At 63.7% G+C, this 21,645-nt stretch carries 23 protein-coding genes; 13 read left to right on the top strand and 10 right to left on the bottom strand.

From position 1 onward, the window contains the following. Positions 1-78: 78 nt before the first annotated feature. Positions 79-1,632, bottom strand: coding sequence for a murein biosynthesis integral membrane protein MurJ (gene murJ, locus F7R26_RS17110; protein ID WP_150985992.1), 1,554 nt, complete (start codon positions 1,630-1,632; stop codon positions 79-81). Between the two features lie 380 nt (positions 1,633-2,012). Here murJ and rpsT point away from each other — a divergent pair, with 380 nt between their 5' ends. Continuing rightward, entirely contained in the window at positions 2,013-2,279 is a 267-nt protein-coding gene (gene rpsT, locus F7R26_RS17105) for a 30S ribosomal protein S20 (protein WP_006157537.1), read from the top strand. A 253-nt stretch (positions 2,280-2,532) separates the two neighbouring features. On the opposite strand, the gene F7R26_RS17100 is transcribed toward rpsT, so the two are convergent. Beyond that, on the bottom strand, positions 2,533-2,832 hold the full coding sequence (locus F7R26_RS17100) for a DUF3579 domain-containing protein (protein WP_043349364.1): 300 nt from the start codon (positions 2,830-2,832) through the stop codon (positions 2,533-2,535). A 396-nt stretch (positions 2,833-3,228) separates the two neighbouring features. On the opposite strand from F7R26_RS17100, the gene argF reads away from it, so the two are divergent. The 3 genes from argF (at position 3,229) to ppnP (ending at position 6,000) form a co-directional block, all read left to right on the top strand. Beyond that, on the top strand, positions 3,229-4,152 hold the full coding sequence (gene argF / locus F7R26_RS17095; protein ID WP_043349360.1) for an ornithine carbamoyltransferase: 924 nt from the start codon (positions 3,229-3,231) through the stop codon (positions 4,150-4,152). Positions 4,153-4,341: 189 nt separating this feature from the next. Continuing rightward, the gene (locus tag F7R26_RS17090) at positions 4,342-5,571 is read left to right on the top strand and encodes an argininosuccinate synthase (protein WP_035867543.1); all 1,230 of its coding nucleotides are present in this window, start codon (positions 4,342-4,344) and stop codon (positions 5,569-5,571) included. 117 nt (positions 5,572-5,688) lie between these two features. Beyond that, entirely contained in the window at positions 5,689-6,000 is a 312-nt protein-coding gene (ppnP, locus tag F7R26_RS17085) for a pyrimidine/purine nucleoside phosphorylase (RefSeq protein ID WP_150985993.1), read from the top strand. A gap of 19 nt (positions 6,001-6,019) precedes the next feature. Here the strand turns inward: ppnP and murB are convergent, their stop codons facing one another. Then, positions 6,020-7,036 (bottom strand): UDP-N-acetylmuramate dehydrogenase, encoded by a 1,017-nt coding sequence (gene murB, locus F7R26_RS17080; RefSeq protein WP_150985994.1) that lies wholly within the window; start codon positions 7,034-7,036, stop codon positions 6,020-6,022. A 147-nt stretch (positions 7,037-7,183) separates the two neighbouring features. On the opposite strand from murB, the gene F7R26_RS17075 reads away from it, so the two are divergent. Beyond that, positions 7,184-7,669: a YajQ family cyclic di-GMP-binding protein gene (locus tag F7R26_RS17075; RefSeq protein ID WP_006157531.1), complete on the top strand. Its 486-nt coding sequence runs from the start codon at positions 7,184-7,186 to the stop codon at positions 7,667-7,669. Between the two features lie 50 nt (positions 7,670-7,719). Here F7R26_RS17075 and F7R26_RS17070 read toward each other — a convergent pair whose 3' ends face one another. From F7R26_RS17070 to F7R26_RS17060, 3 genes are all read right to left on the bottom strand, one after another. Continuing rightward, positions 7,720-8,169: a DUF192 domain-containing protein gene (locus F7R26_RS17070; RefSeq protein ID WP_150985995.1), complete on the bottom strand. Its 450-nt coding sequence runs from the start codon at positions 8,167-8,169 to the stop codon at positions 7,720-7,722. Positions 8,170-8,356: 187 nt separating this feature from the next. Continuing rightward, entirely contained in the window at positions 8,357-8,578 is a 222-nt protein-coding gene (locus tag F7R26_RS17065) for a hypothetical protein (RefSeq protein ID WP_150985996.1), read from the bottom strand. A 103-nt stretch (positions 8,579-8,681) separates the two neighbouring features. After that, on the bottom strand, positions 8,682-9,362 hold the full coding sequence (locus F7R26_RS17060) for a pseudouridine synthase (RefSeq protein ID WP_150985997.1): 681 nt from the start codon (positions 9,360-9,362) through the stop codon (positions 8,682-8,684). A gap of 321 nt (positions 9,363-9,683) precedes the next feature. Here F7R26_RS17060 and icd point away from each other — a divergent pair, with 321 nt between their 5' ends. The 4 genes from icd (at position 9,684) to F7R26_RS41470 (ending at position 13,200) form a co-directional block, all read left to right on the top strand. Continuing rightward, positions 9,684-10,934, top strand: coding sequence for an NADP-dependent isocitrate dehydrogenase (gene icd, locus F7R26_RS17055; RefSeq protein WP_043349336.1), 1,251 nt, complete (start codon positions 9,684-9,686; stop codon positions 10,932-10,934). Between the two features lie 295 nt (positions 10,935-11,229). Further along, on the top strand, positions 11,230-11,799 hold the full coding sequence (locus F7R26_RS17050; protein WP_150985998.1) for a PAAR domain-containing protein: 570 nt from the start codon (positions 11,230-11,232) through the stop codon (positions 11,797-11,799). Continuing rightward, positions 11,799-12,500: a thioesterase domain-containing protein gene (locus F7R26_RS17045; protein WP_150985999.1), complete on the top strand. Its 702-nt coding sequence runs from the start codon at positions 11,799-11,801 to the stop codon at positions 12,498-12,500. Before F7R26_RS17050 ends, F7R26_RS17045 begins: the two co-directional genes overlap by 1 nt. A gap of 232 nt (positions 12,501-12,732) precedes the next feature. Then, complete coding sequence (locus F7R26_RS41470; protein WP_277820348.1) at positions 12,733-13,200, top strand: type II toxin-antitoxin system mRNA interferase toxin, RelE/StbE family; 468 nt, start codon at positions 12,733-12,735, stop codon at positions 13,198-13,200. A gap of 148 nt (positions 13,201-13,348) precedes the next feature. Here the strand turns inward: F7R26_RS41470 and F7R26_RS17035 are convergent, their stop codons facing one another. After that, positions 13,349-13,555, bottom strand: coding sequence for a cold-shock protein (locus tag F7R26_RS17035; protein WP_150986000.1), 207 nt, complete (start codon positions 13,553-13,555; stop codon positions 13,349-13,351). A 513-nt stretch (positions 13,556-14,068) separates the two neighbouring features. Here F7R26_RS17035 and clpS point away from each other — a divergent pair. The 4 genes from clpS (at position 14,069) to F7R26_RS17015 (ending at position 18,721) form a co-directional block, all read left to right on the top strand. Further along, the gene (clpS, locus tag F7R26_RS17030) at positions 14,069-14,395 is read left to right on the top strand and encodes an ATP-dependent Clp protease adapter ClpS (protein WP_006157525.1); all 327 of its coding nucleotides are present in this window, start codon (positions 14,069-14,071) and stop codon (positions 14,393-14,395) included. Beyond that, positions 14,392-16,686 (top strand): ATP-dependent Clp protease ATP-binding subunit ClpA, encoded by a 2,295-nt coding sequence (gene clpA, locus F7R26_RS17025; protein WP_150986001.1) that lies wholly within the window; start codon positions 14,392-14,394, stop codon positions 16,684-16,686. Before clpS ends, clpA begins: the two co-directional genes overlap by 4 nt. 152 nt (positions 16,687-16,838) lie before the next feature. Continuing rightward, positions 16,839-17,852, top strand: a complete 1,014-nt coding sequence (locus F7R26_RS17020) for a Bug family tripartite tricarboxylate transporter substrate binding protein (protein ID WP_150986002.1) — start codon at positions 16,839-16,841, stop codon at positions 17,850-17,852. 26 nt (positions 17,853-17,878) lie between these two features. Then, positions 17,879-18,721 (top strand): VOC family protein, encoded by an 843-nt coding sequence (locus tag F7R26_RS17015; RefSeq protein ID WP_150986003.1) that lies wholly within the window; start codon positions 17,879-17,881, stop codon positions 18,719-18,721. 32 nt (positions 18,722-18,753) lie between these two features. On the opposite strand, the gene dut is transcribed toward F7R26_RS17015, so the two are convergent. From dut to coaBC, 3 genes are all read right to left on the bottom strand, one after another. Further along, positions 18,754-19,254 carry a dUTP diphosphatase gene (gene dut / locus F7R26_RS17010; RefSeq protein WP_006157522.1) on the bottom strand — a complete coding sequence of 167 codons (501 nt, stop codon included), beginning with the start codon at positions 19,252-19,254 and terminating at the stop codon, positions 18,754-18,756. 96 nt (positions 19,255-19,350) lie between these two features. Further along, positions 19,351-20,373: an LLM class flavin-dependent oxidoreductase gene (locus tag F7R26_RS17005; RefSeq protein ID WP_150986004.1), complete on the bottom strand. Its 1,023-nt coding sequence runs from the start codon at positions 20,371-20,373 to the stop codon at positions 19,351-19,353. Positions 20,374-20,420: 47 nt separating this feature from the next. Next, entirely contained in the window at positions 20,421-21,617 is a 1,197-nt protein-coding gene (gene coaBC, locus F7R26_RS17000) for a bifunctional phosphopantothenoylcysteine decarboxylase/phosphopantothenate--cysteine ligase CoaBC (protein ID WP_150986005.1), read from the bottom strand. Positions 21,618-21,645 lie beyond the last annotated feature (28 nt).

Raw genomic sequence — 21,645 nt, 5'->3', positions numbered from 1 at the left:
GCACCGCGCGCTGCCGCGACCCCTGGCCAGTGCCGTCTGGCACTGGCGACAAGGGCAGGTTTGGCAGGCGGGGGCTTGTTAGCCGGCTCTCCGCTTGAAAGCGGAGTATCTCAGCCCCATGAGCCACAGTGTACCGAAGTAGACGACTGCCGCAAGTACCAGGCACGAGGCCAGCAGGGCGATACGCAACAATGGCGTGGCACCCAGGGCGACCCAGTCGAAGTTGCGGGCGAACCACAACAGCATGCCCGCCAGCAGCGTTACCGCGGTCAGCAACTGGGCCAGGAACAACCACCAGCCCTTGGCCGGCGAGTAAAAGCCGCGCTTGCGCAGGCCAAGGAACAGCAGCAGCGCGTTGACGGTGGCGCCGAAGCTGATCGACAACGCCAGGCCCGCATGGCCAAAGCGCGGCACGAACACGTAGTTGGACAACTGCGTGATCACCAGCACCAGCAGGGCGATCTTGACCGGCGTGCGGATGTCCTGGCGGGCATAGAAGCCCGGCGCCAGGATCTTGATCAGGATCAGTCCCAGCAGCCCGATGCCGTAGGAGACCAGCGCCTGGCGGGTCATTTCCACCGCATGGGCGTCGAACTTGCCATAGTTGAACAGTACCGCCGTGAGCGGCGCGCCGAACACGAACAGCCCGACCGCGCACGGCACGGCCAGCAGGAATGTCAGGCGCAGGCCCCAGTCCAGCAGGCCGGAGTATTCGGCCCGGTTCTCCTCGGCGCTGGCTTTCGACAGGCTCGGCAGCAAGATGGTGCCCAGCGCCACGCCCAGCAGCGCGGTCGGGAATTCCATCAGGCGGTCGGCATAGGTCAGGTAAGACACGCTGCCGGCGGCCAGGCGCGAGGCGATATTGGTATTGATGATCAGGCTGATCTGGGCCACCGAGACCGCCAGCAGCGCCGGCGCCATCTGCCGCATGACGCGGCGCACGCCGGGCTCCGCCCACGCCGCGCGCAGGTTAAAGCGCAGGCGCGGCATCACGCCCAGGCGCCGGAGCGCCGGTATCTGCACCGCCAGCTGCAGGATGCCGCCCACCAGCACGCCCCAGGCCTGCGCGTAGATCGGCTGCGCCATATGCGGGCCGACAAACAGCGCGGCGACGATCAGGCAGATGTTGAGCAGCACCGGGGTGAAGGCCGGCATGGCAAAGCGGCGCCAGGTGTTCAGGATGCCCGAGGCCAGCGCCACCAGTGAGATCAAGCCGATATAGGGAAACATCACGCGCGTCATGAAGACCGCGGCGTCATAGGTTTCGCCGCCATGCTGGCGAAAGCCCGTGGCGACCACCATCATGACTACCGGCGCGCCGATCACGCCAAGCAGCGAGACGCCCATCAGGACCCAGGTCATGACCGTGGCAACGGCATCGATCAGCGCCCGGGTCTCGGTCTCGCCACGCTTGCTGTGGTATTCACCCAGGATTGGCACGAAGGCTTGCGAGAACGCGCCCTCGCCGAAGATCCGGCGCAGCAGGTTGGGGATGCGGAACGCCACGTTGAAGGCGTCGGTCATGTCCGAGGCGCCGAAGGCACGCGCGATCAGGATCTCGCGGATGAGGCCTGTGATGCGCGACAGCATCGTCAGGCTGCTGATGGTGGCGAGCGCTTTGAGCAGGTTCAAGATGGTTCGGCGGCAAGGGGTGGCGGCGGCAGCGTGGGTCGGACCGCCGGTGCGAACCGGGTTCAGACGCCGGGCGCGCGCCAAAGTTGCATCGAGGCCACGCGAGGGCGGGGCCGGTGTGGCGCGTATTATACGGTTTGGCCCCGCAGGCGCCCGGATATGCACGTATATCGGCCTTTGCTTCGCCCTGCTCGAGATGCGGTGTGGCTCAGCTTGCCAGCCGCTTTTTCTTGTGTGTATAATTGCCGATTCACAAGGCTAGTTGCGTTCCGGATTCGTGTGCCAGTGCATCCCGGGTCGCTTGATGTGCACTTAATTGTGTCCGCGGTTTGCTCCGTCCTCCCGTCGGGCACGCATCTGAATTCAGGAAATCTACTTAAATGGCAAATTCCGCACAAGCTCGCAAGCGCGCGCGCCAGGCCGTCGCCCAGAACGCCCACAACTCCAGCCTGCGTTCGCGTCTGCGTACCGCAGTGAAGGCTGTTCGCAAGGCGATCGAAGCCGGCGACAAGGCTGCTGCTGCCGAGATCTTCAAGAACTCGCAATCGATCATCGACGCTATCGCCGACAAGAAGATCGTGCACAAGAACAAGGCTGCACGCCACAAGTCGCGCCTGTCGTCGGCTATCAAGTCGATGGCTGCCTGATATAGGCATTGGTGCCGGGCGCAAGCCAGGCACCTTCCGGCTGTTCGCCGGCCATTGTGTGGCCGCGCCGCTTCGGCGGCGTGTCACAGTCCTGGTCAGGTTGGCAGTCGGCGGGTTGGGTCGTCTTAGGCTGGTCCGGCCGATAAAAAAGCTCGTCATTTGACGAGCTTTTTTTGCTTTGTACCTTGTGCTGGCGCCTGTCCCGATGGCGTGCGGCTAGCTGCGGCCACGCCGCAGCCGCTTCCGTGCGAGCTCACTCCAGCGAGCAGGCTTCGACCAGTTGCAGGTTGTTGTCGCGGGCGAAGTTGAGCACGAAGTCGAGCGCTTTGGGCTCGATGTCGCGCAGCCGCGCATCGACCACCACGCTCTTCAATCCGCCGGCTATCACTGGCCGCACGTAAGGCGAGTAAGTAATGCGGGGGTCGCCGGTGTCGCCTTCGGGGCGGAATTGCGCCATCACGCCGCACAGTCGTTCAGCCCAGTCGCTTGGGCGGAAGGTCTTGCCTTCCTTGGTGATGCCTTGGATAAAGTATTCGCGAACTGTGGGATTCATGAGACTGCGGGGATAAGACGGGTGACTCGACGGTAAACCCGCCAGACTGACCAAACGGAAGCCCGTTTGACGCGGCCAGGAAACAATTAGTTCGTTTCATTCCGGCCGTGGCGGCGGGGGCGTCGGTGTCGGCGGGGGCACTTTTGATGCCGGCAGCGGGCGGTGGCATGGGTATGCCGGGCCCCGCGTGAATCAGCCGGTATTATATCTTATATAAGACTCGCGCATAAGGCTCCGTGCCGGGCGACGCGCCGTGCATGCTCGCCAAAGCCACAATAATCCCTTATGATTCTTACAGTTAAATTGCGTAAGCGACGCGAAAGGCGGCTCCGCGGCATGGCCAGGTCATGAACCCTTCATGGCGGCATGCCACCACCGAGCCGCCTTCTTTGTTTTATGAGCCCAACTTCGATCAAGCATTACCTCCAGTTCAGCGACCTGACTCCCGACGAGTACGAGTACCTGCTGGACCGCGCACGGATTCTGAAGACCAAGTTCAAGAACTACGAGACATGGCATCCGCTGCACGACCGCACGCTGTCCATGATCTTCGAGAAAAACTCGACTCGTACGCGCTTGTCGTTCGAGGCCGGCATCCACCAGCTCGGTGGCCATGCCGTCTTCCTCAACACCCGCGACTCCCAGCTGGGGCGCGGCGAGCCGATCGAGGATGCGGCGCAGGTGATCTCGCGCATGGTCGATATCATCATGATCCGCACCTTCGGCCAGGAAATCATCGAGCGTTTCGCCGCGCATTCGCGCGTGCCGGTGATCAACGGGCTGACCAACGAATACCATCCCTGCCAGGTGCTGGCCGATGTCTTCACGTACATCGAGCAGCGTGGCAGCATCCGCGGCAAGACCGTCGCATGGATCGGTGATGCCAACAATATGGCCTACACCTGGATCCAGGCGGCAGAGCGCCTCGGCTTCACGTTCCATTTCTCCGCGCCTCCCGGCTACCAGCTCGATCCGGCCATGGTGCCGGCAACGGCTGCGCATCTGGTCAAGGTGTTCGACGATCCGCTGACCGCCTGCCAGGGTGCCGACCTGGTCACCACCGACGTGTGGACCAGCATGGGCTATGAGGCCGAGAACGACGCGCGCAAGCGCGCCTTCCAGAACTGGATGGTGACTACCGCCATGATGGATCGCGCTGGCGACGATGCCCTGTTCATGCACTGCCTGCCTGCCCATCGCGGCGAGGAAGTCGAGGCCGCCGTGATCGACGGCCCCAAGAGCGTGGTCTGGGAAGAGGCTGAGAACCGCCTGCACGTGCAGAAGGCGCTGATGGAATACCTGCTCTGCGGGCGTTACTGACCGCAGGCGGGCCGGCGCCACGATTGGTGCACATGCGGTGCGCCAATCCGGTGCCGGCATGCTTGCCCGGATCTCCAAGTGCCGCCCAAGCCGGGGCGGACGTGTCAAAATAGCGGTTTTTCCGCGTCCCTTTTTCTCGCGTGACTGGCTTAGTGGCCGGCCGCGCTTACTTTTCGCATCGAGTCGAACATGAGCGATATCAAGAAAGTCGTGCTCGCCTACTCCGGCGGGCTGGACACTTCGGTGATCCTGAAGTGGCTGCAAGACACCTATCAGTGCGAGGTGGTCACCTTTACCGCCGACATCGGCCAGGGCGAGGAACTCGAACCTGCCCGCCAGAAGGCGCTCAAGTTCGGCATCAAGCCGGAAAACATCTTCATCGACGACCTGCGCGAAGAGTTCGTGCGCGATTTCGTCTTCCCGATGTTCCGCGCCAACGCCGTCTATGAAGGCGAGTACCTGCTCGGCACCTCGATCGCGCGTCCGCTGATCGCCAAGCGCCAGATCGAGATCCTGCGCAGCACTGGCGCTGACGCCGTGTCGCACGGCGCCACCGGCAAGGGCAACGACCAGGTTCGCTTCGAGCTGGGTTACTACGGCCTCGAGCCGGGCGTGAAGGTCATCGCCCCGTGGCGCGAGTGGGACCTGCTGTCGCGCGAGAAGCTGCTGGCCTATGCTGAAAAGGCCGGCATCGAAATCGACATGAAGCACAAGAAGGGCGGCGCCCCGTACTCGATGGACGCCAACCTGCTGCACATCTCCTTCGAAGGCCGCCACCTGGAAGACCCCAAGGCCGAGGCCGAAGAAGACATGTGGCGCTGGACCGTGTCGCCGGAGAACGCACCGGACGCGGCCGAGTACCTGGACGTCGAGTTCGAGGGCGGCGACATCGTTGGCCTGAACGGCAAGCGCATGACCCCGGCTGAAGTGCTGACCGAGCTGAACCGCCTGGGCGGCAAGCACGGGATCGGCCGCCTCGACCTGGTGGAAAACCGCTACGTCGGCATGAAGAGCCGTGGCTGCTACGAAACCCCTGGCGGCACCATCATCCTGAAGGCCCACCGCGCTATCGAGTCGATCACGCTCGACCGCGAAGTGGCTCACCTGAAGGACGACCTGATGCCGCGCTACGCCAGCCTGATCTACAACGGCTACTGGTGGAGCCCGGAGCGCCGCGCGCTGCAAGTGCTGATCGACCACACCCAGGCCAAGGTCAACGGCTGGGTCCGCGTCAAGCTGTACAAGGGCAATGTGATCGTGGTCGCCCGCGACTCCAAGGACACGCTGTTCGACAAGACCATCGCGACCTTCGACGACGACGGCGGCGCCTACAACCAGGCCGACGCCGGCGGCTTCATCAAGCTGAACGCGCTGCGCATGCGCATCGCCGAAAACGCTCGCCGCCAGCGCGGCGAGTAAGCCAGACCGCAGGCATGCAACAGAAGAGGGGCCGTCATGGCCCCTTTTTTGCGCCGACTTGCCCTCCGGTATTCCCGATTCAGTCATCCAGAACCAAGAGCATCAAGGAGAAATAGCGTGAGCCAGTTCGACAACGTATCCGTCGTCAAGAAAGCCAACCTGTACTTCGACGGCAAGTGCGTGAGCCACACCGTGCTGTTCCCGGACGGCACCCGCAAGACGCTGGGCGTGATCTTCCCCGCTGCGCTGACCTTCAACACCGGCGCCCCGGAGATCATGGAAATCAATGGCGGCGTGTGCTGTGTCAAGCTGGCTGGCGAAGACCAGTGGCAAACCTATGGCGCTGGCCAGCAGTTCAATGTGCCCGGCGACAGCAGCTTCGATATCGAAGTGACCGAAACGCTGGACTACGTCTGCCATTTCGGTTGAGAACGGCAGCCCGGACGGGTTAAAGCACCACCGGCTCGGGTTCGATTCGCACGCCGAAGCGGACTTGTACCGCATCGGCGATGCGGTGCGCCAGCGCCAGCAGCGCCTGCCCGGTGCCGCCGCCGTGGTGCACCAGTACCAGCGCCTGCTTGCCATAGACGCCCACCGGGCCGTCGCTGACCCCCTTGAACCCACACTGGTCGATCAGCCAGCCGGCTGCCAGCTTGTAGCTGCCGTCGGGCTGGGCATGGCTGACCAGGTTGGGATACCGGACCAGCAGCGCGTCGCGCTGTTCGGCGCCCACCACCGGGTTCTTGAAGAAGCTGCCGGCATTGCCGACCTGGGCCGGATCGGGCAGCTTGCGCGAGCGGATCGCGATCACCGCGTCGCGGATGCGCTCTGCCGTGGGATGCGCCGCAGGATCTTGCGCCAGCTCGCGCGCCAGTTCCGCATAGCCCAGCACTGGCTGCCACGGCAGCGGCAGGCGCAGGGTGACTGCAGTGATGATGTAGCGGCCCCGCCCCTCACGCTTGAACAGGCTGTCCCGGTAGGCGAACCGGCATTGCTCCAGCGTCAGGTGGACGAATTCGCCGCGATGGCGGTCGAACGCGCGCAGGCTGTCGAAGCGCTCGCGCAGCTCCACGCCGTAGGCGCCGATGTTCTGGATTGGCGCCGCGCCCGCGGTGCCGGGGATCAGAGCCAGGTTTTCCAGCCCCGGAAGGCCGTCGGCGATCGTGCGGCAGACCAGCGCGTGCCAGTTCTCGCCGGCACCTGCCGTCACCAGGTGGGCGGCATCCGCCGAGGCCACCGCGTAGCCTGGAATCTCCATCAGCAGTACCAGCGCGTCGAGGTCCTGCGTAAGGACCACATTGCTGCCGCCGCCGAGCACCACCAGCGGCAGGCCTTGCGCGCGGGGATCGGCCAGGGCGGCCAGCAGGTCGGCTTCGCTGCGCACATGCACCGCAAAGCGCGCGCGCACGTCGAATCCGAATGTATTGTGGCGGCGCAGGGGATAAAATTCGAGGAAATCTGCCATGCAAGGGAAAGGTGAAGCGGCCCGCCGGGGTCGACGGCACCGGACTGCAGGGTAGGCTGGATTATACGTAAGCGCCGCCGCCAGCCGGCGCGCGCCCGGTACAGGCAACAAGCAACAAGCAACACGCAGCAAGACAAGGAGAATGCAATGCCGTCGTTTGACGTAGTGTGCGAAGCGAACATGATCGAGGTGAAGAACTCGGTCGAGCAGGCCAACAAGGAAATCACGAACCGTTTTGACTTCAAGGGTTCGGATTCGCGGGTCGAGCACAAGGAGAACGAGCTCACCGCGTTCGCCGATGACGATTTCAAGCTCGGCCAGGTCAAGGATGTGCTGATCAGCAAGATGGCCAAGCGCAATGTCGACGTGCGCTTCCTCGACTACGGCAAGACCGAGCGCATCGGAGGCGACAAGGTCAAGCAGGTCATCACCATCAAGAAAGGCGTCACTGGCGACCTGTCGAAGAAGATCGTCAAGATGATCAAGGACAGCAAGATCAAGGTGCAGGCCAGCATCCAGGGTGACGCGGTGCGAGTCACGGGGACCAAGCGCGACGATCTCCAGAGCGTGATCGCGCTGCTGCGCAAGGACGTCCCCGAAGCGCCGCTGGACTTCAACAACTTCCGCGACTGATCGCGTCGCCGGCAGGCGTGGCAGCCATGCTGCCGCGGCCTGCTTTTTCTTTAGCGCGCCTGCGGCAGGCCGCCGATCTTCGCGCCGGCCTTCAGGCCCTTCTGCGCAAACCAGCCCTTGTTCATCTCCAGCGCGTAGCGTACGGCCGCGCGCGGGCAGTGGTTGTCCTCGGTCTGGGGCGCCATGTCTTCGATATTGACGATGGACCCGTCATCGGCCAGGAAGGCGATCGACAGGGGCAGGTCGGTATTCTTCATCCAGAAGCAGTGTCCGGCTTTTTCTTCGAACACGAACAGCATGCCCTCGTTGGCGGGCATGGTCTTGCGGTACATCAGGCCGAGCTCGCGGGCTTCCGGCGTGGCGGCGATTTCCGCCTTGATCGCGTACATGCCAGCGGTGAGTTGCCTGACCGGCAGGCTGGCCGGGGACTGGGCACAGGCGGTGGCCATGGCGGCGAGGGTGCAGCCGCTGACGAGCAGGTTCTTGAGCGAAGGACGCATGAGTTGGAGCGGCGAATGACGGGTTCGGGACAGCCGCCAGCATAGCGCAGCTACCGCGCGAGCGGCACTGACAAATATTCCACTTCGTTGCAGCGGGCCTTACTATCGCGAGCAAGAAAAAAGGCAGGCACCCTGCGGGCAACCTGCCTTGCTTGCCGGGCGCAAAGCCTGGCCTGCCTGCAAACTCTTACTTCGTTGCAGCAGCGTCAGCCTTGGCAGCCGGAGCAGCCTTGGTCTTGCTGTGAGCGTGCTTCTTGGACTTCTTGGTGCTCTTCGTCGCGGGCTTTGCAGCCGGTGCTTCGGCGGCAGGCGCTGCAGCAGCCGGGGCTGCCGGTGCGGGTGCGGCGGCTTGGGCGAAAACGCCGGTGGCGAACAGGCCGGCAACCAGAGCAGCGATCAGTTTGTTCATGCTTAACTACCTCGAAGGTAAATCGATTCGGAAGAGTTGACTCGTATGCGACGTGTCAGTGTCAAAAACGAAACGAGGCGGTGAGCCGTTGACCCGCGACTTGTTAATATTTGTAACTTCTTGCGCGAGGGCGTGCGTGGCGCCGCTCCGCCGGGCTTGTCGCCGTCCCCGGTCCACGCCCGCGCCCGATCGCGCGGGGGCGTGGCGCGGTTACGGCTACGGCTTCCAGACCGAGCGCGCTCGGGTCGATTTCGCACCACTGCCCCGGCGCGAGTCCGAGCGTGCGCAGGTCGAGCCTGCCAATTTGCACGCGCACCAGGCGCAAGGTCGGAAATCCCACCGCCGCGGTCATGCGGCGCACCTGGCGGTTCTTGCCCTCGTGGATCTCGAGTTCCAGCCATTGGGTCGGGATGGCGGCGCGAAATCGCACCGGCGGATGGCGTGGCCACAGAAAATCTGGCTCATCGATGCAGCGCGCTCGCGCCGGCAGCGTGCGGAAGTCTCCGAGGTCGACGCCATTGCGCAGATGCGCCAGGGCGGCTTCGCCGGGCACGTTTTCGACCTGGGCCAGATACGTCTTGGGCAGCTTGTGGTGCGGATCGGCAATGCGCGCCTGCAGGATGCCATCATCGGTCAGCAGCAGCAGGCCTTCGCTGTCGGCATCGAGCCTTCCCGCCGGATATACGCCAGGCCGCTGCACGCAGTCGGCGAGCGTTGGGCGCGACGGGTGCGCGGAGAACTGGCTCATGGTGCCGAAGGGTTTGTTCAGTGCGATCAGCGTCATCGAGAGTATTGGAGTCTGGCGCGCGGGTGGGCGCTTGAATGGCTTCAGTATGGGGTGTCAGTATGCCGCAGCCCTGGCCGGGCGGCGCGGGGCCGGCCAGGATGGCGGATCATGAAATTTTGCTGCATAATACGAAACGGTCTTATGTCTTATATAAGACCTGTATGCGTGTGACGCATAGCCGGGCAGTCCGCGCGTGGTGCGCAGCGGCATCGCCTGCGCGCCAATCGCCGTTAAAATGCCCGCGCGCCACCCAAATCTCGCCGTCTGGTCACGAATCCGGCGGCTCGTTGCAACCCCCCGTTCCGTACTGGAGACGTCATGTATCAACACATCAAGGTTCCGGCCGGCGAAAAGATCACGGTCAACCAGGATTTTTCGCTGAATGTTCCGGACAATCCGATCATTCCATTCATCGAAGGCGACGGTACGGGCCTGGATATCACCCCGGTGATGATCAAGGTGGTCGATGCAGCCGTGGCCAAGGCCTACGGTGGCAAGCGCAAGATCTCCTGGATGGAGATCTACGCCGGCGAGAAGTCGACCAAGGTGTATGGCCCTGACGTGTGGCTGCCTGAAGAAACCCTGGAAGTCCTCAAGGACTACGTGGTGTCCATCAAAGGCCCGCTGACCACGCCGGTCGGCGGCGGCATCCGCTCGCTCAACGTGGCGCTGCGCCAGCAACTGGACCTGTACGTCTGCCTGCGCCCGGTGGCGTACTTCAAGGGCGTGCCCTCGCCGGTGCGCGAGCCGCAAAAGATCGACATGGTGATCTTCCGCGAGAACTCGGAAGACATCTACGCCGGAATTGAATGGGAAGCGGAAAGCGACCAGGCCAAGAAGCTGATCGCCTTCCTGCAGAACGAAATGGGAGTGAAGAAGATCCGTTTCCCGGATACCTCGGGCATTGGCGTCAAGCCGGTCTCCAAGCAAGGCACCAAGCGCCTGGTGCGCAAGGCCATCCAGTACGCGATCGACAACGACAAGCCGTCGGTGACCATCGTGCACAAGGGCAACATCATGAAGTTCACCGAAGGTGGCTTCCGTGACTGGGCCTACGAGCTGGCACAGCAGGAATTCGGCGCCGAGCTGATCGACGGCGGCCCGTGGTGCAAGTTCAAGAACCCGAAGACCGGCCGCGAAATCGTCATCAAGGACGCCATCGCCGACGCCTTCCTGCAGCAGATCCTGCTGCGCCCGGCCGAATATTCGGTGATCGCCACGCTGAACCTGAACGGTGACTACATCTCCGACGCGCTGGCGGCCCAGGTTGGCGGCATTGGCATTGCCCCGGGCGCCAACCTGTCGGATTCCGTGGCCATGTTCGAAGCCACCCACGGCACCGCGCCAAAGTACGCCGGCAAGGACTATGTGAACCCGGGTTCCGAAATCCTCTCCGCGGAAATGATGCTGCGCCACATGGGCTGGACCGAAGCCGCCGACCTGATCATCTCCTCGATGGAGAAGTCCATCCTGTCGAAGAAGGTCACCTATGACTTCGCCCGCCTGCTCGAAGGCGCGACACAGGTGTCGTGCTCGGGCTTTGGACAGGTGATGATCGACAATATGTAATCGTAGTTCGGGCCGTCTCAGCCTGAACCGAAACCCCGGCGACTCAACCTTCGCCGGGGTTTTTTTTCATCCCGTCGTACCAGGAGGGACTACCCGGCAAGGGTGCAGCCAGGTCGACATGAAAGAGACCGAATAGGACGCATAAGGAAGATGCTCTCCGCACTTGCAGAAATGTCCGATTGATTTTAGTGCTGTATCGCGCATAAATAGGGGGGCTCCAAACGCCTATCAATCAGTCCATGGGAGAACGTATGCACGACGTGAAGCAGTTGAGCGCAATTTGGGAGGCCAAACCATGATGCGCAGAGTTGCGTGTGTGGGCGACAGGCTTTCACCAGATGGCGTCATCCTCCCGTATGACGGGCCAGTTTTCACCATTGGCGACGGTGCCGGCCACCAGGTAGCGCTTATCGGTGGGCAAGCCTTCTGCGAAGCCTGCAAGACCACCGGCATCATTGCAAAGGCTGGCGGACCGAGACGTATTAGCTTCATGGGCGAGACGGCGGCTGATGGCGATATCGTGCTCTGCAAGTGCCCGACACATCCGCGCATTATCGCCACTCTCGCCGGCGAGACTTGGTGCGACGACGAAGCCGAGAGCGCTGGAATGGCAAGCGTGCAGGAAGCTATCGCGGGCACAACGGATTTCCCCGCAGCGCCCTTCTTGGCCTCTAACCCCCGTTACGACCAACAGGTGCAACTTCTGGACGAAAACTCCGGCCAACCCCTGGCACACCGGCGCTACCGCCTCACAGGCGATGGCGGATCGATCGAGGCGCGAACGGATGACAGCGGTATGACCGAGCGCATTTCGAGCGATACCGCAGCGACCATGACGCTGGAGATTTTTGGGGAGGATGCCTGATGCAACCAATCAAGACGATACAAATTCCATTGACTCCGGTTGAGAAGCGCGCGCCCGTGAAGTTCTATCTGCTGCGGCCTCGCGGGACTCTGTATTGGGGTGGGGCCGGACTGGATGGAGGCTACGTGCGGCCGCAACTCGAGGCATTCCGGAAGGCCGGGGTTACCCACTGCTTTGCTGGCCTTACAAACTCGGTGACTGCCGATCTTCCCAAGGGCACGAGCTATGCATTTGCGGGCACGTTGCTCGATGCCATTCGGTCCGGTCTGGCCATCCGCTCACGCGATGACGGGGAATGGACAATCACAAGCGGCATGGCGGCAGAGGCTCCCCAATTCAATCTGATAGGTTACAGCTATGGGTCACTGCTAGCGGCTCAGACGGCATGGTCATATGCTCGTGCCGGGCACGTGATTGATCATCTCGTCTTGGTGGGGTCACCTATCGAGGCAGGGTTTCTCGCCGATCTGCGTAGCCACAAGGGTATTCGCAAGACCACTGTAATCAATCTGACTGAACATGGAGATCCGATTTACGCCGGCATGCCATGGGCAGAGCTTGTCGTGGCGGCACCGCTGCTCGGCAAACAAATGATTGCAAACAAAGGGGAAGGGCATTTCTACTATGCGCATGTAATGCCAGACAGCCCGCGGCGTTGGACCGCCCTGGCGCAGCGAGTCGCTGACGAGGGGCTCCGATGAAACGGGCCAGTGGCAGGCTTGCACGCGCCGTGGACTGCATCAGTATCGGCCTAGCGCTCCTGGGCGTGGCCTTTGGCGCCTACACAGTAGCTACGCCGATAACAACCATCGACCAGGTGACGACCGGCCCTCTGGTGGCGGTTGCCGGCGCCGCACTTGGTCTGGCTTGTCTCCTGGCTCTGATTGGCCTGGTGCTTGTGTTGCTAGCGCTTGTTCTACGTGCTCCTGGGCGGTGGCGCATCATTGCCTCCTATTGCGTAGGGGTGGCGTTCTTCATCGGCACCTTCCTACTCGCGGATTCCTGGGCGGCCCGTCACTTACCCCCACGGCAGACGAGCGCTGCCGCCATAATCGGCAATCTCGATGTAAGTGCTTAGCCATCCCTCCACAGGCCGACGGCGCGCCGTTCGGGCCCGAGTGGCTGGACCATGCGCTCATGGGCGGCTGGGCCGACCATCGCGAATGCCACGTTGGCGGCGACTTCCTGTTGATCTACTGGCTGGATAGTGCCGGCACTGGAGGGCAAGATATTTCGCGCCTAATGACGTACATTTCGGGGCGTTTGTATGTGCGGAAACAGCCAAAATTGTCCAAAAAGCCACCAAAGAGCGACAAAAACGACCGGAAATCAATGAGGAATCGAGGTGGCAGGCTAAAAGGCGCGACCAGCGAGCAAACAAAAAGCCCGGCATTGACCTGACCGGGCTTTTTATCGGATGCGTTACGTGCTGCTGTTCAGCCTGCGTGCTTTGGGGCGGGGCAGGCCGATCCCGTTCCGGGGGTGATCCCCCGCATCCTGTCGTGGCCGCCTCAAGCTCTAACGGCTGGTGCGGCCGCGCACCGAATCTTCAGGCGTTATCCTGGATATTGGTGGCTTGTTTGCCCTTGGGGCCCTGGATGATTTCGAAGGATACGCGCTGACCCTCTTTCAGGGTCTTGAAGCCATTCATCTGGATGGCCGAAAAGTGCGCAAACAGTTCTTCTTCGCCGTCGTCCGGCTTGATGAACCCAAAGCCCTTGGCGTCATTGAACCATTTGACGATACCGCTTGCCATAAACTCCCCCAACAAAAAAAGCAGGATACGAGCGGGGGAAAGCGCCGCGGCCAGTGGGCGCCCGGCTAGTGTTCTTGCGCGCTGCCCGGATGGAACCGGGTCGGGCGCAAAGGTACGACTGTGCGGGCACCGCGTGGCGGCCAGTTTGATGTGCTGACTCGCCGCCGCTGGATTCGTGGGCCTCCCTGCTCACGGATCACTCAGTCCGGATGATTGCTTGGCTCGCGTAACCAGACGTGAATGTGCGAACGATTCTTCTGTCAAACCTGCGCACTGTCAAGTTGGCAGATTCCCCACTCCCGGTAGGGTGTGGCGGGAAAGGAACGGCTGTAGATGGTATTTTGGAGGGAAAGGGCGCACCGGGAAGCCGTGCGCCCTCCCGTCCAAGTGACCCACGAGTGAACCCGGATGCCTTCGGCGTCCACGGAATCTGGATGGCCGCTGCATCGGCCTCTTGAATCCGGTGTCTTTTCCCCAAATTGCAGAGTTGTGCGTAAGGGTTAGAATAAAGCCATGGCTACACGGCTGGCAAATGTCCCACAACGCGAAGCAGGCACCGTACTGGAGCGGAAAGAGCAGGCGCTCAAACCGCCCGCCATGTACAAGGTGTTGCTGCTGAATGACGACTTCACCCCGATGGAGTTCGTCGTGATGATCCTGCAGCAGTATTTCAGCAGGGACCGGGAGACGGCAACGCAGATCATGTTGACCGTCCACCGGGAGGGTAAGGGGGTCTGCGGCATCTATACCAGGGATATCGCGGCAACGAAGGTCGAGCTGGTGTCAACCCACGCACGGCAGGCGGGTCATCCGTTGCAGTGCGTGATGGAGGAAGCATGATTGCGCAAGAATTGGAAGTCAGCCTGCACATGGCGTTTGTTGAAGCCCGGCAGGCACGCCACGAGTTCATAACCGTGGAGCACCTGCTACTGGCGTTGCTTGACAACCCCACGGCAGCGGAAGTCTTGCGCGCCTGCGCAGCCAATATTGAGGATTTGCGCACCAGTCTGAAGAACTTCATCGCGGACAACACGCCCGTGGTGCCTGGTACCGACGAGGTGGATACCCAGCCTGCGCTGGGCTTCCAGCGCGTTATCCAGCGCGCCATCATGCATGTCCAGTCCACTTCCAACGGCAAGAAGGAAGTAACCGGGGCCAACGTCCTGGTGGCGATCTTTGGCGAGAAGGACTCGCACGCGGTGTACTACCTCCAGCAGCAGGGCGTGACCCGGCTGGATGTGGTCAATTTCATCAGCCATGGCATCCGCAAGGACCAGGCCGAGCCCGCCAAGCATGGCGACGGCACGGCCGAGGGCGAAGGCGGTGATGGCAAGGAGAGCCCGCTCGAGCAGTTCACCCAGAACCTGAACACGCTGGCCAAGGCCGGCAAGATCGATCCGCTGATCGGCCGCGAGAGCGAGGTCGAGCGGGTGGTCCAGGTGCTGTGCCGCCGGCGCAAGAACAACCCGCTGCTGGTGGGCGAGGCGGGCGTCGGCAAGACCGCGATCGCCGAAGGCCTGGCCTGGCGCATCACCAAGAACGAAGTGCCCGACATCCTCGAGAAGGCGGTCGTGTACTCGCTCGACATGGGCGCCCTGCTGGCCGGCACCAAGTACCGTGGGGACTTCGAGCAGCGCCTCAAGGGCGTGCTGAAGTCGCTCAAGGACAACCCGAACGCGATCCTGTTCATCGACGAGATCCACACGCTGATCGGCGCGGGCGCCGCTTCGGGCGGGACGCTGGACGCCAGCAACCTGCTCAAGCCGGCACTGTCGTCGGGCCAGCTCAAGTGCATCGGCGCGACCACCTTCACTGAATACCGAGGCATCTTCGAGAAGGACGCGGCCCTGTCGCGCCGTTTCCAGAAGATCGACGTGGTGGAGCCGTCGGTCGACCAGACCGTGCAGATCCTGCGTGGCCTGAAGTCGCGCTTCGAAGAGCACCATGGCGTCAAGTACGCGGCAGCGGCGCTGACTGCGGCGGCCGAGTTGTCGGCGCGCTTCATCACCGACCGCCACCTGCCGGACAAGGCCATCGATGTGATCGATGAGGCCGGTGCAGCCCAGCGCATCCTGCCCAAGTCCAAGCAGAAGAAGACCATCGGCAAGGGCGAGATCGAGGACATCGTTTCGCGCATCGCGCGCATCCCGCCGCAGAGCGTCAACCAGGATGACCGCAGCAAGCTGCAGACCCTGGATCGCGACCTGAAATCGGTGGTGTTCGGCCAGGAGCCGGCCATCGAGGCGCTGGCTTCGGCCATCAAGATGTCGCGTGCGGGCCTGGGCAAGACGGACAAGCCGATCGGCTCCTTCCTGTTCTCCGGCCCGACCGGGGTGGGCAAGACCGAAGTGGCCAAGCAGCTTGCCTTCATCATGGGCATCGAGCTGCTGCGCTTCGACATGTCCGAATACATGGAACGCCATGCGGTGAGCCGGCTGATCGGCGCGCCGCCGGGATATGTGGGCTTTGACCAGGGCGGCCTGCTGACCGAGGCCGTCACCAAGAAGCCGCACTGCGTGCTGCTGCTGGACGAAATCGAGAAGGCGCATCCGGATATCTTCAATATCCTGCTGCAGGTGATGGATCATGGCGCGCTGACCGATAACAATGGCCGCCGCGCCGACTTCCGCAACGTGATCATCATCATGACCACCAACGCGGGAGCGGAAACCATGAACCGCGCCACCATCGGCTTCACGTCCTCGCGCGAGCAGGGCGACGAGATGGTCGACATCAAGCGCATGTTCACGCCGGAGTTCCGTAACCGGCTGGATGCCATCATCAGCTTCCGCTCGCTCGACGAGGAAATCATCCTCCGCGTGGTCGACAAGTTCCTGATGCAGCTTGAGGAGCAGCTTCACGAGAAGAAGGTGGAAGCCAGCTTCAGCGACCACCTGCGCAAGTTCCTCGCCAAGAAGGGTTTCGACCCGCTGATGGGCGCGCGGCCGATGCAGCGCCTGATCCAGGACCTGATCCGCAAGGCGCTGGCTGACGAACTCCTGTTCGGCAAGCTGGTGTCCGGTGGCCGGGTGGTGGTGGATCTCGACGAGCAGGACCAGATCAAGCTGGACTTTGCCGAGGCAGCCGAGGAACCGCCGGAAGCGCCGGAAAACGAGAAAGCGGAAGTCTAGGGCAAAGCGCGAGGGGCAGGCAGAGCGGACCTTGCCTGCAATTCGTGCTATCCTCGGGCAAAATACAGGGCGGCAGCGATGCCGCCCTTTTTGTTTTGGCCGGGTGCGGCTACGCACCGCAGCTGTGCGCCCGCCATCCGTCTGAGTACCCGATGTCCCAATCCCAACGCTCGCGGCTGCGCCGCCTGCTGCTCAAATCGTTGCCCGTTGGCGCGATGCCCCTGATTCCCGTGCCTGGCCTGGCTGCCCTGGTTGGCGACGCCACGACAGGCGCGTCCGGCCGCCCTATCGCCATGGTGTTGCCATTCCCTCCGGGAGGCAGCGTCGATATCGTCGCACGCCAGCTTCAGCCCGGCCTGAAGAGCGGGCTCGGCCAGACGGTGGTGATCGACAACAAGCCAGGCGCCGGCGGCCTCATTGCTTCGAGCACCGTGGCCCGGGCCAAGCCGGATGGCAGCACGCTATTGATGGCATTCGACACCCATGCCATCAACCCGTTTGCGTACAAGAACCTGCCCTACGATACCTTCCGCGACTTCACGCCGATCTCGCAACTGGTGCGTTTTCCACTGGTGATCGCGGCTAACCCGTCGTTGCCGGCGTCCAACGTGAAGGAGTTGGTCGCCATGGCGCGGCAGAAGCCGGAGAGCATCCACTATGCGTCTTCCGGCATCGGCAGCCTTAACCAGCTCGCCGCCGAGGCGCTGGCGACCGAGGCCGGGGTGCGCTTTCTCCACGTGCCGTACAAAGGTGGCGGCCCGGCGGTGCAGGCTGTTCTGTCCAATGAAGTCGACATATTTTTCTCCAGTTATGCAGCGGTGCAGGCGCATGTGGCAGCCAAGACGATCAAGCTGCTTGGCGTGACCGGCACCACCCGCCTGCGCCAGTTCCCGCAGTTGCCAACCGTGGCCGAGCAAGGCTATCGCGGTTTTGAAGCCTATTCATGGATCGGCGTGTTTGGCCCGGCCGGATTGCCGGAGCCGACCGTGGCGCGCCTGCACGATGCCTTGGTTCAGTCGTTGCGGCAGCAGCGCGTGGTGGATGCGCTGGCCATGCAGGGCTTCGAGATCGTGGGCGGCAGCCCCGCCGAACTGGCCAGCCTGGTACGCCACGAGCACGACAAATGGCAGGCGGTGGCGCGCAAGGCCAATATCCAGTTCGATTGACGCGAGAATTGAAGCGAGAGGGTGCGATGACGATGGAACCGCTAGACCACGCCGTGATGGTGTGCCCCGACCTTGACGCTGCGGCGCAAGCCTGGCGCGGGTTTGGCTTCACGCTGACGCCGCGCGGTTACCACACGCTCGGCTCGCAGAACCATTGCGTCATGCTGACGCGCGACTATCTTGAGCTGCTGCATGTCACCGCGCCAAGCCCGACGCGGCAGTATTACTGGGATGCGCAGCAGGCCGGGGGCGGCTGCGCGGGGCTGTCCTGCAAGAGCAGCGATACGTTCACCGCAGCGGCGCAGCTGCGCGGTGGCGGCTGGCACACTTCGGACCCGATCGAGTTCTCGCGGCCGGTGCGGCTGGACGATGGCACGGAGCATCCCGCGACCTTCCGCGTCGCCGCGATCGACGATGCGCCGGGCGCGCGCTTTTTCATCTGCGAACACCGCACGCCGGAGCTGCTGTGGCGTCCGGAATGGACCACGCATGCCAACGGCGCCGTGGGCATCGCTACGATGTTCCTGGTGGTGGCGCCGTCCCTGGTGGAGGCTGCCGGGCGTGCCTATGCCGAACTGACCGGCGGCGAGATGACGCAACTGAGCGATCACATCTGCAGCCTGGCACTGGATGGCGCCACGCTGGTGGTGACCACGCCGCAGGCGCTTGCCGCCGCGACCGGCACCGAGCATGTGCGCCGTGCCGTGCCTGGGTACGCCGCCATCCGGCTGCGCACCAGCGACCTGGCCGCGGCCCGCCGCGGCTGGCGTGAGGCGCGCGTGGGGGCGCTCGACCTGGGGCCCGATGAGAGCCTGATTCCTGCCTCGCTGGCAGGCGGCGTGGCACTGCTGTTCGAGCAGGCGCGCTAACGCAGTATCGTCAAGCGCGCCGTCTTTCCCGCCTAGCTGCCGCTCTTGGCGTGATGCACGCCGGTTGAGCCGAAGCCGCCCGCACCCCGCACGGTGTCTTCGGAAAACACTTCCACGGTCTTGAACACGGGCCGCAGCACCGGCACGAACATCATCTGCGCGATGCGCTCGCCCGGCTGGATCACGATCGGCTCGGTGCCGGGCGCATTGCGGTTCCACACGCTCACCATGATCGGGCCCTGGTAGTCGGCGTCGATCACGCCGATCGAGTTGCCCAGCACCAGCCCTTTCTTGTGGCCCAGGCCAGAGCGCGGCGCGATGGTGGCCGCCATGTAGGGGTTGCCCATGTGCACGGAGATGCCGGCAGGCACCAGTTGCGCCGGCGTGCCCGGCTCGATGGTGAGCGCGGCGTCCAGGCAGGCGTGCAGGTCGATTGCCGCCGCCATATCGCTCTGGTAAGCCGGCAGGCCCCATTCATGCAGGCGTGCGTCAAGCACCTTGATTTCGACGGTGGGGTTGGCTTCGAATGTCATGGCTGGTCGGTCCGGGGAAAACTAAAACGTTGGCAACCCGAGATGATAGCCGAGCTTGGTCGCCCCCCGGCCGCCCTTAGTGGCCCTTAGGAGCCCTTAGTCGCCCGACAGGTCGAACGCCTGCGCCAGCAGCTCGTAGGTGCGCAGCCGCGCCGCGTAGCTGGCGGCCACGCTCAGCACCACCAGTTCGTCGGCAAGGAAGCGCTCGCGCAGGGCCAGCATGCGCTGCGCCACCTGTTCAGGCGTGCCGCAAATGGTGCGCGGGCGCTCGCGCTCGACGATCAGCCGGTCGCGCTCGCTGAGCTCGTGCTGCGCGGCCTGCGCGAGCGAGGGGATCGGCGCGTTGACGCCATAGGCCATCTGCAGCCGGCGCAGGTCCACGGCACGCTCCAGCGCCGCCGCCTCGGCCTCGGTGTCCGCGCAGATCACGAAGATCGCCGCCGCGCTATAAGGCTGCTCGTCATAGCCTGCTTCGAAATCGCGGCGGTACTGCTGTGCGACGGCGTGCCCCACATGCGGATTGATAAAGTGGGCAAAGGCAAAGCGCAGCCCCAGGCGCGCCGCCAGGGCGCCGCCGAAGTCGCTGGATCCCAGCACCCACAGCTGCGGCCGCGTATCGATCTCGGGCTGCAGCACAACGCCCTCGGCGATATGGCCGGGCGGCATCTCGCCACGGAACAGCCAGGACAGGTCCCGCACCTGCTCCTCGAACTGGTCGCCCCGGTTGTACTGGCCCATGGCCACCGCCTGCGCGGTCCGCATGTCGCCGCCCGGCGCGCGCCCCACGCCAAGATCGATGCGGCCCGGGAACAGGCCCTCCAGCATGCGGAACTGTTCCGCCACCTTGAAGGGGCTGTAGTAAGGCAGCATGACGCCGCCCGAGCCCAGCCGGATGCGCTTGGTTACGCTGCCCAGGCGCGCCAGCATGACTTCCGGCGCCGGATTGCACACGCCGCGCAGCCCGTGGTGCTCGGCGCACCAGTAACGGGTGTAGCCCAGCGCATCGGCGGCCTGCGCCAGTTCCACGGTGGCGGCCAGCGCATCGCGCGCATTATGGCCGGCGATGACCGGGCTCTGGTCGAGTACGGAGAGGCGCAGTTTGGGGTTGCTTGCAGACATGTCGAGGGTCGGGGCCGGGTAATGTTCGGAGGGCTGGGCGCGCGGACTCAACGGCGCGCGGGCAGGCGCTGGGCGATGGCCGCGACCAGGTTGCGCGCCAGCGTCAGCTTGTCGGCGCGCGGCAGGCGGGTCATGCCTTGGGCATCGAACAGCACGATCTCGTTGTCGTCCATGCCGAACGTGTGGTGGCCGATATTGCCCACCAGCAGCGGCACGTTCTTGCGCTGGCGCTTTTGCTCGCCATACTGCTCGAGCTTTTCGCTCTCGGCGGCAAAGCCCACGCAATAGGGCGCGTTCGGCATTGCCGCCACGGCGGCGAGGATGTCCGGGTTCTGCACGAAGTGCAGCGTCGGCGTGTCGCTATCGTTGGCCTTCTTCAGCTTCTGGCTGGCGACTTCGGCGGGACGCCAGTCCGCCACCGCCGCGACCGCAATAAACACATCGGCGCCTGGCAAGCCCGCCATCACCGCATCGTGCATCTGCCGCGCGCTTTCCACGTCGGTGCGGGCCACGCCGCGCGGCGTGGGCTGGCCCGTCGGGCCAGCCACCAGCACTACGTCGGCGCCGGCCTCGCGGGCCGCGCGCGCGATGGCAAATCCCATCTTGCCTGAGGAACGGTTGGTAATGCCGCGCACCGGGTCGATGGCTTCAAAGGTGGGGCCGGCCGTGATGACCACGCGCCGCCCGGCCAGCGGCTTGGGCTGGAAGAACGCGATGATGTCGGCAAGCAGTTCCGATGGCTCCAGCATGCGGCCGTCGCCGACTTCGCCGCACGCCTGATCGCCGCTGCCGGGGCCCAGCAGGGTTACGCCGTCCTTGCGCAACTGCGCGGCGTTGCGCTGGGTGGCGGGCGCCTGCCACATCTGCAGGTTCATGGCCGGTGCTACCAGCAACGGACAGTTGCGGGCGATGCACAGGGTGGTCAGCAGGTCGTCGCACAGGCCGTGCGTCAGCTTGGCGAGGAAGTCGGTGGAGGCGGGCGCGACGAGGATGGCGTCGGCTTCGCGCGAGAGATCGATATGGGCCATGTTGTTGCCCACGCGTGCGTCCCATTGGGAGGTGAAGACCGTGCGCCCGGAGAGTGCCTGCATGGTCACCGGCGTGATGAATTGGGTCGCGCCTTCGGTCATGACCACCTGCACGGTGGCGCCGGCCTTGGTCAGCAGGCGAACCAGTTCGGCCGATTTATAGCAGGCGATGCCGCCGGTCAGGCCAAGGACGAGATGCTTGCCTCGCAGATCCATGGATATGCTCTTCGCTTGAAGTGGTTGT

The sequence above is a fragment of the Cupriavidus basilensis genome, from assembly GCF_008801925.2.
GTDB lineage: Bacteria > Pseudomonadota > Gammaproteobacteria > Burkholderiales > Burkholderiaceae > Cupriavidus > Cupriavidus basilensis.
Note: the sequence above shows the minus strand (reverse complement) of the source record. Positions and strands in the feature narration are given on the sequence as shown.